This is a genomic window from Photorhabdus caribbeanensis (assembly GCF_018448885.1).
Taxonomy (GTDB): domain Bacteria; phylum Pseudomonadota; class Gammaproteobacteria; order Enterobacterales; family Enterobacteriaceae; genus Photorhabdus; species Photorhabdus caribbeanensis.
This window is the reverse complement of the sequence record NZ_RCWB01000020.1, coordinates 50,993-65,077: the sequence shown is the minus strand read 5'-3', so window position 1 is coordinate 65,077 and position 14,085 is coordinate 50,993. Positions and strand designations below refer to the sequence as shown.

The following is a 14,085-nucleotide window of genomic DNA, read 5'->3' as shown; positions in this document are numbered from 1 at the left end:
CTATCACATGAACAATCAACTTGATTCATTAACTTATTACGCTGCGACCAAAAAATATGATCTTCGTTTTCCGGCATTACAAGAAGATCTGGATGTAGATGTCGTCATTATCGGTGGTGGATTTTCCGGTATCAATACAGCCCTTGAACTGGCGGAGAAGGGTATCACCAATATTGCAATCTTGGAAAGTCGTTATCTTGGTTATGGCAGTACAGGTCGTAATGGTGGTCAGGTTATGGCGGGTATCGGTCATGATCTGGCAGTGATCAAACGCCATATTGGTGAGAGAGGATTGGAAACGATCTTTCAGATCAGCAATTTGGGTGCAGGCATCATTCGTGATCGTATTGCTAAATATAATATTGATGCTGATCTCTGCCGTGGTTATAGCTATCTTGGCATGAATAAGAGACAGGAAAAGACATTACAGAGCTGGCTGAAAGATTTTCAGGCGGTCTCTCCTGATGAAGATATTGAGCTTTACACCGGCTCTGATGTGAAAAAGGTGATCGGTTCTGATGTTTATACTTGTGCGTTGAAGCATATGGGAGGCGGTCATGTTCACTCCCTGAACTTATTGCTAGGTGAGGCAAAAGCCGCGACAGATTTGGGTGTAAAAATCTTTGAGAACAGCGAAGTACTGAACATTGAATATGGTTCTAGAGTAACGGTTCGTACCGCGATGGGAACTGTTCGCGCCAATAAAATGTTGTGGGCCTGTAACGCCTTTCTTAATAGCGGCCTTGAGCCATATATTTATAAAAAGGTGGTTAATACTTATGCCTTCCAGTTAATGACGGAAGTGTTGCCGGATGATTTGATTGAAAAAATCAGCCCGATTCGCGGTGCATACAGTGATATTCGTCCGGTTATTGATTACTTCCGTGTGACGAAGGAAAACCGTCTGTTGTTCGGTAGTGCAACTCCTTTCATTGAACATATCCCGTCTGATTTGAAAGCCTGGAATCGTCACTTGATGTTGAAAGTTTTCCCCTATCTGCAAGACGTGAAGGTTGAACTGGCATGGGGAGGACCGTTGTGTTGCAGTGCGAACTTATTCCCACAGATTGGCTCTTTGCCACAGCACGATAATGTGTTCTATGTGCAGGGCTATTCCGGTTTCGGGGTCACGCCAAGCCATATCGTTTGTAAAGTATTGGCCGAAGGGATGAGCGAAGGATCTGAGCGTTATGATCTGATGAGTTCAATTCCTCATGTAAATATTGTCGGCAAAGACAAGTTGCGACATTTTATGGTGTCTGCGGGCAAGATTTGGCACCAAGCGTCTGGGTATTGGAAAGGGCGTCGTTAATTTATTGATATCAATAGTATTATTGGACAATTCATAAATTATTTTATTTGGAACGAGAACATTATGATTAAATCACTTTTACTGAACAAATCCCTGCCTGAATTATTGGACATTGGTAGCGTAAGCAATCTGGGAGCGACTGTGTTGGAAGGCGATCCGCAGGCCAGCATGGCAATGGTATTTGGTGAACCAACGGATAACCTGACATGTGGCATTTTCGCTTGTACTCGTGGCAAGTTCAGTATGGTGTATCCGTTTGATGAGCATGCAACCATTATGGAAGGTTCGGTAAAATTGACCGATGTGAAGAGCGGGGAAACTGTTGAATATCATCCGGGGGATTCCTGGTTTGCGCCGAAAGGCACGGAAGTACTATGGGAAATCAACGCTGACCGTTTTGTGAAGCATTATCTGGCTTGTAAAGGTTAAAAAAACACTTGTTTGATAGAGGTAAATAATGAGTGATATTAACTTATTACAGTCAGTTACGGTCTTTTTGCAACACAATCATGGTCATTATATTAATGGTCAGCCAGTCAGTGGTCAGGGGAGAGAAACATTTTCTGTCATAAATCCTACGACTGATGAAGTTATTGCAACTGTTAATCAAGGCGGTGAAGCGGAAGTCAATGCTGCTATGCAAGCGGCACAGGCGGCATTTCATGGAGTGTGGGCCCAAACTTCGCCGATGGAGCGCGGTCATTGCCTGAATCGTCTGGCAGATCTATTACTGGCACATCGGGAAGAGTTGGCGCAGTTAGAAACCCTCTGCTCTGGTAAAACCATCCAGTTGTCCCGAATGCTGGAGATTGATTCCTCCGCTCAGTTCCTGCGTTATTTTGCCGGATGGTCAAGTAAGATCAGCGGTGAAACCCTGAATGTCTCTTTGCCCTCTTTTAAAGGTGAGCAGTACACGGCGTTTACCCGTCGTGAACCGGTTGGTGTTGTGGCCGGGATAATTCCGTGGAATTTCTCCATCATGGTTGCCATCTGGAAAATGGCGGCTGCACTGACTTGTGGTTGTACCATTGTATTGAAACCCAGTGAATACACCCCGCTAACCATGCTCAGAGTGGCTGAATTAGCCAAGGAAGCGGGTATTCCTGATGGTGTCATCAATGTGATTAATGGTTCCGGTTCGGTGCTTGGCCCCGCGCTGATAGGTCATCCATTGTGTGCCAAGGTGACTTTCACCGGTTCAGTGCCAACGGGTATTGCTGTCGGTAAATCAGCAATGGAACAGGGATTGACTCGTGCCACGTTGGAATTAGGCGGCAAGAACGGCGCGGCGTTTTTAGCGGATATGTCGGTTGAAAAAATTGTCGATGGTGTTCTGGAGGCCGGTTATCTCAATCAAGGGCAGATTTGTGCGGCGGCGGAACGTTTCTATATTCCTGCAAGCCATATGGATGACGTGCTGAAATTATTGTCTGAAAGACTCGCGGCAATGAAGATTGGCTCTCCTCTGGATGAATCAACAGAAATGGGGCCATTGGCAAACAAAGCGCACTATAACAAGATCCTGTCCCTGTTTGAGCAAGCGCGTCAAGAAGGCAGTGAGATTGTTTACGGTGGTCATGCTCTGGCCGGACCGGGTTTCTTTGTGGCGCCAACCGTGATTCGTGCTAACAGCCCGGAAGATTCATTGATGAAGGAAGAGACATTTGGTCCTGTCGGGACTTTCCTCAGCTATAGCGATGAAGAAGAACTCATTGGGTTGATGAACAGCACTCCATTTGGTTTAGCGGCGAGTTTGTGGACCAATGATCTCAGCAAGGCTATGCGCATGATCCCGCGTATCGAAGCGGGGACCGTTTGGGTCAATATGCATACATTCCTCGATCCGGCATTACCATTCGGTGGTACCAAATCTTCAGGTATTGGTCGTGAATTCGGTAGCGCCTTTATTGAGCACTATACTGAATTGAAATCCGTGATGGTTCGCTATTGATTTGATATTCGGATCAAAATAAGGAAGGCCCCTTGATTGAAGGGGCCATTGTCAAACCTAAGGTCATCACTGGCATTTTATCCAGGAGAGGGCTTCTCAGGGCAGCGAATTAATTATAGACTACCCACTACCAGAACTCAATAAGGAAAAGGCCGAATGAATTATGGAGTGGGAAAAGCTACAGTTATATTTCTCTACAGCAAGGTTAGCTCGTTATTTACAAGAATCGTAAGGTGATAAACATCAAGCAATCCAGTGTTATATTTTAAATATAAAATTATCTGAATCTTTTGTCCCAGTCTTTTCTGTTATAGAAATAAGTTTAAGAAATAGTTTGAATTATAGTTTACAGAAGTTTTATCAACGCTGTGATTGGTATGAAAGTTGGGAAGGCGATCCCATCTTCAAAGATCTTTATGCTGAAATCATTAACGTAAAGAACAGAATCAGATCTGATGATGTCAATAAAATAATAGCAGAACTAACCTTTGGTTTTTGGACAACATTATTTAATATAAAATATGAAGTATTGTTGTGGAAATCATTACGATTAGCTTTTCCCTATTGCCCTAAAATGCTTCGTAAAAGAAAAACTATATCTTCGTCACTAAATAAAATAAGGAGGTTAAGAAATGGAATATTTCACCACGAGCCAGTGTTGTGGTTGACTCCACCAATAGATGAGTATCATGCCGAATGTTATAAACTACTTAATTGGTTAGTTCCTGATTTATCTTGTTGGGTTAGTCAAATAGATAGATTCCCTGAGGTTTGGCAGAAAAAGGTTAACTAATAGAGTATGTGAATCCTGCTAATCGAAAGCAGAGAAGGTAATAAACACACTGGAAACCTGCTCAGTGTGTTTGGTGGAGCTTGTGCTTCATATCAGACTGGAAACGTTATGAATAGTTTAAAATGTACAGAAATGTATTGTTCATTCAACATATGTTTTAATATTTGTTGATTACTTTGGTAAAACTAATGGTCGTATTCATTACTTACCTGAGATGGAGGAAACTCACCCCTTCAAAAGCAACACAATGGTTTATAAAAATGAAAATACACGGCAATAACTGCTGTGAAAAATAGATATTCTAAACCACAAAAGAATCTGCTAGTTTATAATTTATTAAATATACGGCAATAACCGCCGTAACTTATGGATTTTATAAACTATGTTAAACACTGAAGCACGTCAACGACTTAAAGAATTACTTCCTGTTGGTATGTTGGCTACCAAACAATGGCTCATTGCTCAAGGGCTTAAACTTCATTTTGTAGACAATGCTGTGCGTAGTAAAACACTTATCCCTCTTGCTACTGGCGTGTTTAGTCAATTCAGTTGCCACCTAAACTGGCAAGGTGTTGTTGCTTCATTGCAGCGTATGTCTGAAACACCTATTCACCTCGGTGGGCTAACCGCGCTGGAGATAGCCGGGTTAGCTCACTACGTCACCCGCTCTCATATCCGAACAGTTCACTTGTATTCTAGTGAGCCGTTACCTCGCTGGCTGACCAGAGTACCTTTAGATGTGAATTTTAAAGGGCACCGGACCCAAGCGTTATGGCCGGCAAATCTGATAGCTGACCCAACTTGGCTTAGGCAAGAACAATGGCGGGAGGGAATGCCTGCATTCCAATTCTCCTGTCCGGAAAGGGCTATCTTCGAAGTTTTGGTGGATGTACCCAAAGCTGTCAGCTTTGAACATGCCGAACAATTGATGCAGGGATTATACAATTTGTCACCGCGCAAACTTGATGCTTTACTGCTGGCCTGTTCCAGTATCAGGGTAAAGCGGCTCTTCTTCTGGTTAGCAGAAAGGCATCAGCACGCTTGGTTTAAAAAGTTGGAACCTCAGAAGTATAACTTAGGGGCTGGTAAACGAGTCATTGCTACCGAAGGGCGGCTGGATAATACTTGGCTCATCACGGTACCCAAGGATATGTAGGGAGAGGCTATGGATCGTAACAGTATTTATTACCGACAAGTTCAGTTGTTACTGCAACTGCTGCCTTTTGTTGCTGAACAGGAGTGCTTTGCTTTGAAAGGAGGTACGGCTATCAATTTGTTTGTTCGCAACTTGCCTCGGTTGTCGGTTGATATTGATCTAGTATTTTTACCAATGCTGCAACGTGCAGAAGCCTTAACGGCGATCAAAACTGCTCTGAGTAAGATTGCGGTTGCTATCCGGGTTGCTATGACAGACGCGGAAATTACCGAATCTTTCCGGGATAAAGACGATGCCTTGCGGTTGATTGTAGGAAGATCCGGTGTTCAAATAAAAATTGAGTTGTCACCGGTCTTGCGTGGTACTGTGTTTGAACCAAAGGTAATGACAGTCTGCGAGGTTGTGGAAGATGAGTTTGGCTACGCCGAAATCCAAATCGTTTCCCATGCTGATCTCTATGCCGGGAAAATCTGCGCTGCACTGGATAGGCAACATCCTAGGGATTTGTTCGATGTAAAATGGTTGCTGGATAACGAGGGACTTACTGATGATCTTCGCAAGGCTTTGATCGTCTACATGGTTAGCCATAACCGTCCTATCGCAGAATTGCTTAGGCCCATTTTCAAGGACATCGCTGGTGTCTATCGTGGTGAGTTTCTGAATATGGCAGAGCAGCACGTCGAACTGGTCGAACTGGAAGCGACGCGAAGACGCTTGGTTGAGTTGATTAACGACTCTTTAACTGAACAAGAACGTTCTTTTCTGTTGTCCTTTAAAAACCGAACTCCAGACTGGCCATTGCTGGGACTAGAAAGTGTTGAGCAATTGCCTGCCATCCTCTGGAAACAGAGAAATTTGGCGAAGATGGGGACGGATAAACATATTAAGGCATGTCAAAATTTGTGTCATGTACTTGGTGTAGATTAGATTGTGGTAACACTATAGTTGAAGGTTACCTCAACGGCATTCAAAACTCATGTCTACTGGTGGCGCGGTGTTGTATCAAATTACGAAAACTGTTTTATTAGAAAAGGATTGCCCCCTGAAGAGGGGCCATTGGTTAACACTAAATCATTTTCGTGCCAAATATGAAAGCATTATGACTATATTGGTAAGGAAAATGCTTTTGGTAAGACGAATGGTCGTATTCATTGCTTACCAAGTACAAAGAAAGCCCGTCCCTTCAAAAGCAATACAGTAGTTTATAAAAACAAAAATACACGGCAATAACTGCTGTAAATTATAGATTTTATAAACCGTGTTAAATACTGAATCATGCCAATGGTTCCACATTGGCGTCACCTGTGAGTCAAATAAGGCTCTATTCTACTCACCAAATGAGGCGAATAGTGATTTTATTTGACTCATTCTGGGCTTTTCGCCTTGTATCTTTGCTGGCATTAGGCGAAGGCTTATAGCTATTTTTATTAATCACAAATACCGAGTAATAAACCCGCTGGAAACCAGTTCAGTACGGTTAGTCACTTTGGTTTTGGCGAAAATATTGCGCAGGTGGGTTTTGACGGTAGACAGGGAAATATTAAGTATCTGTGCAATACGTTTGTTACTTGCTCCTTCTCTTATCAAATTAATAATTTCTTGCTCTTTAGCTGTCAGAATAGTTGGTGTTTCAGGAAGCAAGTCTCTGACTGCTAATTCAATTAATGGTAGAATAACACTGAGGCGGTTAAAGTCTTTTGGTGTAAATGGAGTATCTCGTAATAAAGAGACGCCGGCAATAATTCGGTTATGTTGACGGATAAATATTTCGGCGATGTCCTGTATGTTATTTGGCTGCATAAATTCATGGTAATATTTATTATGTTTCGTCAGTGTTTTCTGATCCATGCCAACCATATTAATATCATCTTGTTGGTAATTATCCGGTCTTAATGGATCTAAATGCTGAAAATGAGCCAGATAATTCTGGTGGGTTTCGTCTGAAATGCCGTACAGAATGTAATTTTCGGGGCGTAATTCATTATTCACCAGATAGAATGCTGCGGCTGAGATAGGAACCAGATGTGCAATGGTATTTAAACAACTGTGGATTAAAGCATTTTCACGGCTATTCGGTAGTACAGTAGACAAGAAAGTTCTCCCTTTAGAATAATATCTAACTGGATAAATCAATACTGAAAATTAATCAAATGCTAATTAAAATGCCTAATTAACACAAAACAAACATATTAATAACGTGATATGGATTGCAATAAATGAAATTTCTCAACGTGATGATCACTGGCTAAGAACAGGTGTTTTGGTATATATCTGAAATAGTTTCTTAATGTATTAACCAAGCGATTTTATTTTTATTGATTGATATTTAAGTGATTATTTTTGCTTTTTTCTGTTTTCTGGTATTTTTCGTGACACCTTTTCCGTTATTAATCCCTCTTTAGGTATCGTTCTTTAGGACGATGGTCGGTATTCCTCTTCACTTTCTATAGTGTATTTATCCTCAATGAAATTTACAAAAAATTCACAAATGAATCTCGGTGTACGTTATTTTTACGGCTAGAAGTTAAGAGGGAAGATAAATGAATATGTCAACACGACTGACTTCGCATATTGAAAAGGGAGTGGTGGGGTTTCCTACCGCACTGGCAAGTTCCGTCGGGGTGATTATGGCAAGCCCGGTTATTCTGACTGTAACCAGTGGTTTTGGGATTGGTGGTGATACTTTCGTCCTGGCAATGCTGATCAGTTTTATCATGATGCAGGCCCAAGTGACGACGTTTGCTGAGGCGGCGGCTATTTTACCTACCTCCGGCTCTGTCTATGATTATATCTCTTGTGGAATGGGGCGATTCTGGGCGATTACCGGCGCGCTTTCGGCTTATTTGATTGTTCATATTTTTGCGGGTACAGCAGAAACTATCCTCTCCGGTGTTATGGCATTGGTGAATTTTGACAGCCTTAATACGATGGTGGAAAGTTATAACGCTTCATGGATGGTTGGTGTTGGGTTAGTGATTATATTCGGATTACTTAATGCGTTGGGTATTGAAGCGTTCGGTAAAGTCGAAATTGTGCTGACATTCTGCATGTGGAGTACTTTGGTTATTTTCAGTATTTGTGGATTATTAATGCCATTTGCTGTGCCGATGGAGAGTTGGTTTGGTGAAGGGCTTAATTTGAACGAACCCTTGGCGGTGCTGAGTTTAGTGGGAATGGCGATGTTTATGTTTGTCGGTTGTGAGCTGGTGACGCCAATGGCCCCTGAAATTAAAAATTCTGCCAAAGTTCTTCCGCGAGCAATGATAACCGGCCTGTGTGGGGTGGCTTTATGTATGGGGCTGTATGGAGCGTCAATCAGCCATCAGGTAGAAAATGTGCTGGTGGATGTAGAAAATAACGTTCGCTTGCTAGAAACGCCAATGGCCATTCCGGCTTTTGCCAGTCAGGTGATGGGGGATTTTGGTAAATATTGGATTGGTATCGGGTTATTACTGGCGGGAGCGGCGACGATTAATACCCTAATGGCGGCGGTGCCGCGTATTCTCTATGGTATGGCATTGGATGGCGCATTACCGCGTATTTTTGCTTATCTACATCCACGTTTTAAAACGCCAATCTTTGGAATTTTGGTTGCGGTAATGATTCCCTGTTTACATACCTTTATTATTCAAGGTGATTTGAACCAGATTATGCCTTTGGTATTAGCAGCCGTATGTGCCTGGTGTGTTGCTTATTTGCTGGTGACATGTTCTGTGATATTGCTGCGTATCCGCAGACCTGATTTACATCGTGCTTATAAATCACCTTTTTTCCCATTACCTCAGATTATCTCTAGTGCAGGAATTATTTTGGCGATCATTCACATCACACCTCCGGGAATGAATCCCGGTGATATATATATTCCATTCGCTATTATATTAGGTTTGACCGCCAGCTATGCCCTGTTTTGGACGCTCTGTGTACAACGGGTGAATCCGTTTAAGCCTGTACCTGTTGAGCAGATACTTTCGCATACTTTTGTTAAGGGTGAATTGCCGGGGGTGCAACTTGAGCCACTTCGTTCCCTTAATTGATGGTATTTGGCGGCGGTTGAATAAACCCCGCTATCTTACTGGCTATCGGGCTGGAATAACGCTAAATCGTTTGGAACAGAATTTGCTGCCTTACTGTTGTCAGCGCTTATCAGCAGAAAGTTTGCAAGTGACGTTACCTGATGGATTGCAGATTGAAGTTTGTGAAAAGCCGAAGGCGCTGTTTCTGGCTTATATTGTCAGTTGTTGTTTTCGTTTGCAGGGAATTACGTCACTCAAGGAAAAAATCGTTATTCGAGCTAAGGTAAAGGGAATATTTCGGCGAAAGAGCGTGACTTATTACTGTTGTGATGGTGCAGAATTTGGGCAACAAATTATTGATTTACTCAATCAATATCCATTAATTGGAGAAACATTAACAGAGCTGGATTTCCGGGATCTAGTATTAAATATTCATCAAGGGCAATGGCAACTTGAGGTGGAACATTTTGCTGCTTCTGAGGTTGTCAGCCGATTGCCGGCTAGTCGTCGTTATTTGCGTTTGACTGTTGAACAGCGCCATTTGTTGCTCAGTACTTTGCTGATGTTTAGTCAATTTATGGGAAAGATCTAATAAGAGATAACTTGAAAGATAACGGGTATAAGTGACCGAGTACTGGTTTGACTGTTATAGGCAAACCAGTATTTATCGGAACAAAGTTACTTCAAAGGTGATGGTTTAACATCGGGTGGAATAGGGCTCTGATAGGGATTTTTATCCCTCTGGCGCTTGAACTCCGATTGAACCTCTGATAGCAGAGCAGGGTCTGTTAATAATTCAAGCGCGGTAGCGGCCATAATTTTCCCGGCAAGACACATCCCTTTGTGAGCAATGGATGAACGCCCTTGTGCGACTAGTTGCCAAGTATGTAGTGGTGTACCAAAGGCAAAGCAGGGGCTGAAGCATTGGGCGGTTGGTGTTACCCAGCTAACATCCCCAACATCGGTAGAGACATACATTAACTCTTGCGATTCTATATAGGGTAAGACTTCATCTGTCAGAGCTTTTTCCCCTTGTCGCTCACTCCAGAGTTTACCCTCTTCACCCGCTATCTGAGCTGCATTGAATTTGACATTGCGTAAATCATCTTTTGTCAGTGTTTGATGGATTTTTTCAGCAAATTGGCGTTCTTCATCAGTGTATTCAGGAATACCAAAAGCTTGAATATACTGATACATCACTCTTTCTATCGTGCGGTTAGGAACATCATTTGAACACGCTGTGTCAAAGCGAATATTCAATTGCGTACCGGTCATTAAGGCGGCACCTTTAGCGATATCAATAACTCGTTGGTAAATATCTTGAGCCTGATCCAGTTGAGGAGCTCGAACAAGGTATAAAACTTCGGCATTAGCCTGTACAACGTTAGGCGACATACCGCCCGTATTAGTCACTGCATAATGAATTCGTGCTTCCTGAATGATATGTTCACGAAGAAACTGAGCACCCACATTCATCAGACTGACCGCATCTAAAGCACTTCTGCCTAAGTGAGGGGAATTGGCGGCGTGTGATGCAATCCCTTTGAAATGAAATGCTGTTTGGATATTTGCCAGAGACTGGACATTAAATACGCTACTGAATGATTGAGGATGCCATGTAATTGCCGCATCAACATCATCAAAAAGGCCCTCCCGGACCATAAATGTTTTACCGGAACCCCCTTCTTCTGCTGGGCAACCGTAAAACCGCACAGTTCCAGGACGTTGATTTTTTTGCAGCCAGGCTTTCACTGCAAATGCCGCAGCGAGTGCGGCCGTCCCCAATAAATTATGTCCACACCCGTGGCCGTTACCGTTTTCAACTATAGGGCTGGGTTCATAACAGCCTGCTTTTTGGCTTAAACCAGCCAGTGCATCATACTCACCAAGTAAAGCAATCACAGGGTGTCCACTACCATAACTGGCGATAAACGCGGTCTCAATATTGCCTACCCCACGCTGAACTACAAACCCTTCATTTTCTAACGCATTTGCGAGCAGTTCAGCAGAAAAGCTTTCTTTAAAGTTGGTCTCAGAGTGTTCCCAAATCTTATCGCTAAGGTAAGTAAAATCACTTTGGCGTTGATTAATGTATTCATGGATGAATTCAGTTAATGAATTATTCATAGTATGAACTCCGAAATCAGTAAGTTAAGGGTGACAGCGGCTAATGTTTCCACCGCGGTTGTCATCACGTTTTCATCAAAGTTAAACCGTTCATTATGATGATGACCTACACTGAGTTCTGTACCGAAAATGAGGTAGGTGGCTTGACCACCATTCGATTTGACGCGCTCCATAAAGTAGGCTGCGTCCTCCGAGCTAGCCGCTTGCTGGCGTCTTTTGACAACAGATGAAAGTTCTGGGATATATTGTTGAGCCTGTCGGTAAATGAAATCGACCTATACAGGGCTAGGTTGGTTACTTTGAGCGGCTCCCATTAACTGCATTTCGTATTCAACCCCCTGCATTTTTGCCGCTGCTACGTTCAAGTGAATCAATATATTTTTTAGTTCTATGTTTCACTCATTAAGTTTCAAATGTAGGTTTATTAATTATTAAACTGAGAGTAAAGTGTTTGCTTGTTTAGTCAATACTAATCAAAATTACAGAATGGACATAAAAGGTATCAGGCGAAAACGCCTTAAAGAATGGTTTTCTACCAAAACTCTTCCCGAAAAAGAGAAGAGTTATTTATCGCAACTTATTAACGGTAAAGCTTCTTTTGGAGAGAAAGCAGCTCGGCGTTTAGAACGTGATTATCACATGCCGATCGGCTACTTAGACACTGATACAAACACTGGTGAGGTTTCTCAATGTATAGAATTATCAAAGAGACAAAAAATTCTTCTAGAATTATTTGATGAACTACCAGACAGCGAAGCTGATGAACTTTTAAAAACGCTTGAAGAAAAAAAACGGTATTACAATCAGTTATTAGAAGAACTATCACAGAAGAAAAGCAAAAAGAAAGCATAAGGAATTTTTTTTAATAACCAAAACGTTCTCTTTTCATGGGGATGGATCGCATTCTGAGTATTATCACACAATAATTTGGCAATAGTGATTCAGTATGATGTTCCACACGTTGGCGAGTAGATGATTTAAGTTACAGCTACTATAAGATAACGTATTAATCAAAAATGTAAAACATGAATAATAACGATGAATTACAAGTTGTTGAACTAATACGCAAAATGGATGAAGGTTCTACTCAGCCTTTTTTATGTCGATGTAATGATGACAATCTTTACGTGGTAAAAAGCGCTGCGTCAATGCCTAGAACACAGCTAATACATGAACTAATAGCGTCAATTCTGGCACAGAGCATTGGGTTATCAACCCCTGATTTCTCTGTTGTTTATGTACCAGACGACTTTGTGGACTATCTTCCTCCAATTTATAGGGGGGGATTAAGTCCAGGCTACGCCTATGCTTCACGTTACATCGCAGATTCAGCAACAATAACATTTTCATTAGTTCATGAAGTTATTGATATACAAAAACAAAAAGAAATATATCTATTCGACAGATTGGTGAATAATTCTGATAGATGCCTTTCAAAGAAAGGGGGTAATGTAAATATCATTTATAACTACAAAAAACAAAGATATTATCTTATTGATCATAATCTGGCTTTCGACCCACAATGCGATATATCGGAATTTGATCTTCATGTCTTCTCACCAATACATAGAGATTGGGTTTATGATTTACCTGATGATGAGGTCATTGATGATATTGTTGCAAAATTAAATAATAAATGCGAAGAAGCAATTTTAAATTTACCTGACGAATGGATTGATGAGTTGCCAGAAAAGGACGCTGTACTAAATAGTGTTACTTCTTTGCTCAACAGGGGATCAGATCAAAACTTTCGGAGCACCATAGTATGAACACACCGTTACTCTATAGCATAGTTAGATATGCGCCATATGCGGAGACAGAAGAATTTGCCAATGTGGGTGTGATCATTTGTGCGCCAAGACTTGGTTATATGGTTTACAGGTTAACCAAGACAAACGATGCTCGTGTAAAAAATTTCTTTAAAGATGACACCATCTTTCATGTAGTAAAACCATCTATAGATAGAGAGTTACAAATAGCCACTAGCATAATTTCTGAGTTGCATAGTCCAGAAAAGATACGTGATTTCTTTTACACATTCACGTCACCAAAAGAATCAATTTTTTACTATAGCCCACCCAGAGTCTTACTAGCTTGCGATTGCAAAGAGGAACTAAGCAGGCTGTTTAATAAGTTCGTGAAACATACTGAGCATACAAAAGAAAAACGTGAAAAAATATTAGCCAGAGAACTAAGGGAGCGATTTCAGTCTCATCAGGAATTGAAAAATATTTTTAAAAAAGAAACTGTTGGAGGTGAATTGACCCGTTTTTCAATGCCATTAGTTGCCATGAAAAATAAAGATGTTTTGTGTGCAATAAAGCCGTTAGCCTTTACCCAGGAAGAACCAAGTAAAATGCTTGAGCATTGCGATACTTGGGTATCTAGAATAAAGAGAGCCGCAAGCGAAAATATCCTAAATATGAAGACGGTTTTGTTCACCATTGATCACAGAAGAAAGCCAGGACTGGCAGAGCAAAAAGCTATTGATGAGATAAGAAAAACCTTGGATTTCAGTGAGATATTTCATCTAAGTCATGATGATGAGAAATCAATAATCGAGTTTGCAAAGCATTCAATATAACCAGCCTTAGCCCTCTATCGAGGGCTCCCCATCAAACTAGCCAAAATCTCACCCCGGAAATTTTTTTGAAAATAAATTAATCTAAAAAACAATGATATATTAAACTTTGCTAAACATTTGTTTAATGATTGCTTGGTAAATATATTTAT

Annotated in this window: 13 protein-coding genes and 1 pseudogene; 11 read left to right on the top strand and 3 right to left on the bottom strand. The window is 41.4% G+C overall.

Annotated elements, in window-relative coordinates:
- The first annotated feature begins 7 nt into the window (after positions 1-7).
- From EAE90_RS14135 to EAE90_RS14110, 6 genes are all read left to right on the top strand, one after another.
- A complete protein-coding gene (locus EAE90_RS14135) occupies positions 8-1,312 on the top strand; it encodes an NAD(P)/FAD-dependent oxidoreductase (protein WP_214054026.1) in 1,305 nt (434 codons plus the stop codon).
- A 63-nt stretch (positions 1,313-1,375) separates the two neighbouring features.
- On the top strand, positions 1,376-1,741 hold the full coding sequence (locus tag EAE90_RS14130; RefSeq protein WP_214054025.1) for a cupin domain-containing protein: 366 nt from the start codon (positions 1,376-1,378) through the stop codon (positions 1,739-1,741).
- A gap of 28 nt (positions 1,742-1,769) precedes the next feature.
- On the top strand, positions 1,770-3,263 hold the full coding sequence (locus EAE90_RS14125) for an aldehyde dehydrogenase family protein (protein ID WP_214054024.1): 1,494 nt from the start codon (positions 1,770-1,772) through the stop codon (positions 3,261-3,263).
- A gap of 334 nt (positions 3,264-3,597) precedes the next feature.
- Positions 3,598-4,056 carry a hypothetical protein gene (locus EAE90_RS14120; RefSeq protein WP_246550749.1) on the top strand — a complete coding sequence of 153 codons (459 nt, stop codon included), beginning with the start codon at positions 3,598-3,600 and terminating at the stop codon, positions 4,054-4,056.
- A gap of 382 nt (positions 4,057-4,438) precedes the next feature.
- Entirely contained in the window at positions 4,439-5,212 is a 774-nt protein-coding gene (locus EAE90_RS14115) for a type IV toxin-antitoxin system AbiEi family antitoxin (protein ID WP_214054023.1), read from the top strand.
- Between the two features lie 9 nt (positions 5,213-5,221).
- Complete coding sequence (locus EAE90_RS14110) at positions 5,222-6,139, top strand: nucleotidyl transferase AbiEii/AbiGii toxin family protein (protein ID WP_214054022.1); 918 nt, start codon at positions 5,222-5,224, stop codon at positions 6,137-6,139.
- 504 nt (positions 6,140-6,643) lie between these two features.
- On the opposite strand, the gene EAE90_RS14105 is transcribed toward EAE90_RS14110, so the two are convergent.
- Positions 6,644-7,303, bottom strand: coding sequence for a response regulator transcription factor (locus EAE90_RS14105; protein ID WP_214054021.1), 660 nt, complete (start codon positions 7,301-7,303; stop codon positions 6,644-6,646).
- A gap of 449 nt (positions 7,304-7,752) precedes the next feature.
- On the opposite strand from EAE90_RS14105, the gene EAE90_RS14100 reads away from it, so the two are divergent.
- Positions 7,753-9,246 carry an APC family permease gene (locus tag EAE90_RS14100; RefSeq protein WP_214054020.1) on the top strand — a complete coding sequence of 498 codons (1,494 nt, stop codon included), beginning with the start codon at positions 7,753-7,755 and terminating at the stop codon, positions 9,244-9,246.
- Positions 9,221-9,817 (top strand): DUF3156 family protein, encoded by a 597-nt coding sequence (locus EAE90_RS14095; RefSeq protein ID WP_246550746.1) that lies wholly within the window; start codon positions 9,221-9,223, stop codon positions 9,815-9,817. The genes EAE90_RS14100 and EAE90_RS14095 overlap by 26 nt, the downstream gene beginning before the upstream one ends.
- Before the next feature lie 86 nt (positions 9,818-9,903).
- On the opposite strand, the gene EAE90_RS14090 is transcribed toward EAE90_RS14095, so the two are convergent.
- Positions 9,904-11,352: a M20 family metallopeptidase gene (locus tag EAE90_RS14090; protein WP_214054019.1), complete on the bottom strand. Its 1,449-nt coding sequence runs from the start codon at positions 11,350-11,352 to the stop codon at positions 9,904-9,906.
- Positions 11,349-11,705, bottom strand: a pseudogene (locus tag EAE90_RS23865) (M20/M25/M40 family metallo-hydrolase); the annotation flags it as partial. The pseudogene EAE90_RS23865 and the gene EAE90_RS14090, both read right to left, overlap by 4 nt.
- A 94-nt stretch (positions 11,706-11,799) precedes the next feature.
- On the opposite strand from EAE90_RS23865, the gene EAE90_RS14080 reads away from it, so the two are divergent.
- From EAE90_RS14080 to EAE90_RS14070, 3 genes are all read left to right on the top strand, one after another.
- Complete coding sequence (locus EAE90_RS14080; RefSeq protein WP_052739523.1) at positions 11,800-12,204, top strand: hypothetical protein; 405 nt, start codon at positions 11,800-11,802, stop codon at positions 12,202-12,204.
- A gap of 173 nt (positions 12,205-12,377) precedes the next feature.
- Complete coding sequence (locus EAE90_RS14075) at positions 12,378-13,121, top strand: HipA family kinase (RefSeq protein ID WP_214054017.1); 744 nt, start codon at positions 12,378-12,380, stop codon at positions 13,119-13,121.
- Positions 13,118-13,936, top strand: a complete 819-nt coding sequence (locus EAE90_RS14070; RefSeq protein ID WP_214054016.1) for a DUF3037 domain-containing protein — start codon at positions 13,118-13,120, stop codon at positions 13,934-13,936. The genes EAE90_RS14075 and EAE90_RS14070 overlap by 4 nt, the downstream gene beginning before the upstream one ends.
- Positions 13,937-14,085: the final 149 nt, after the last annotated feature.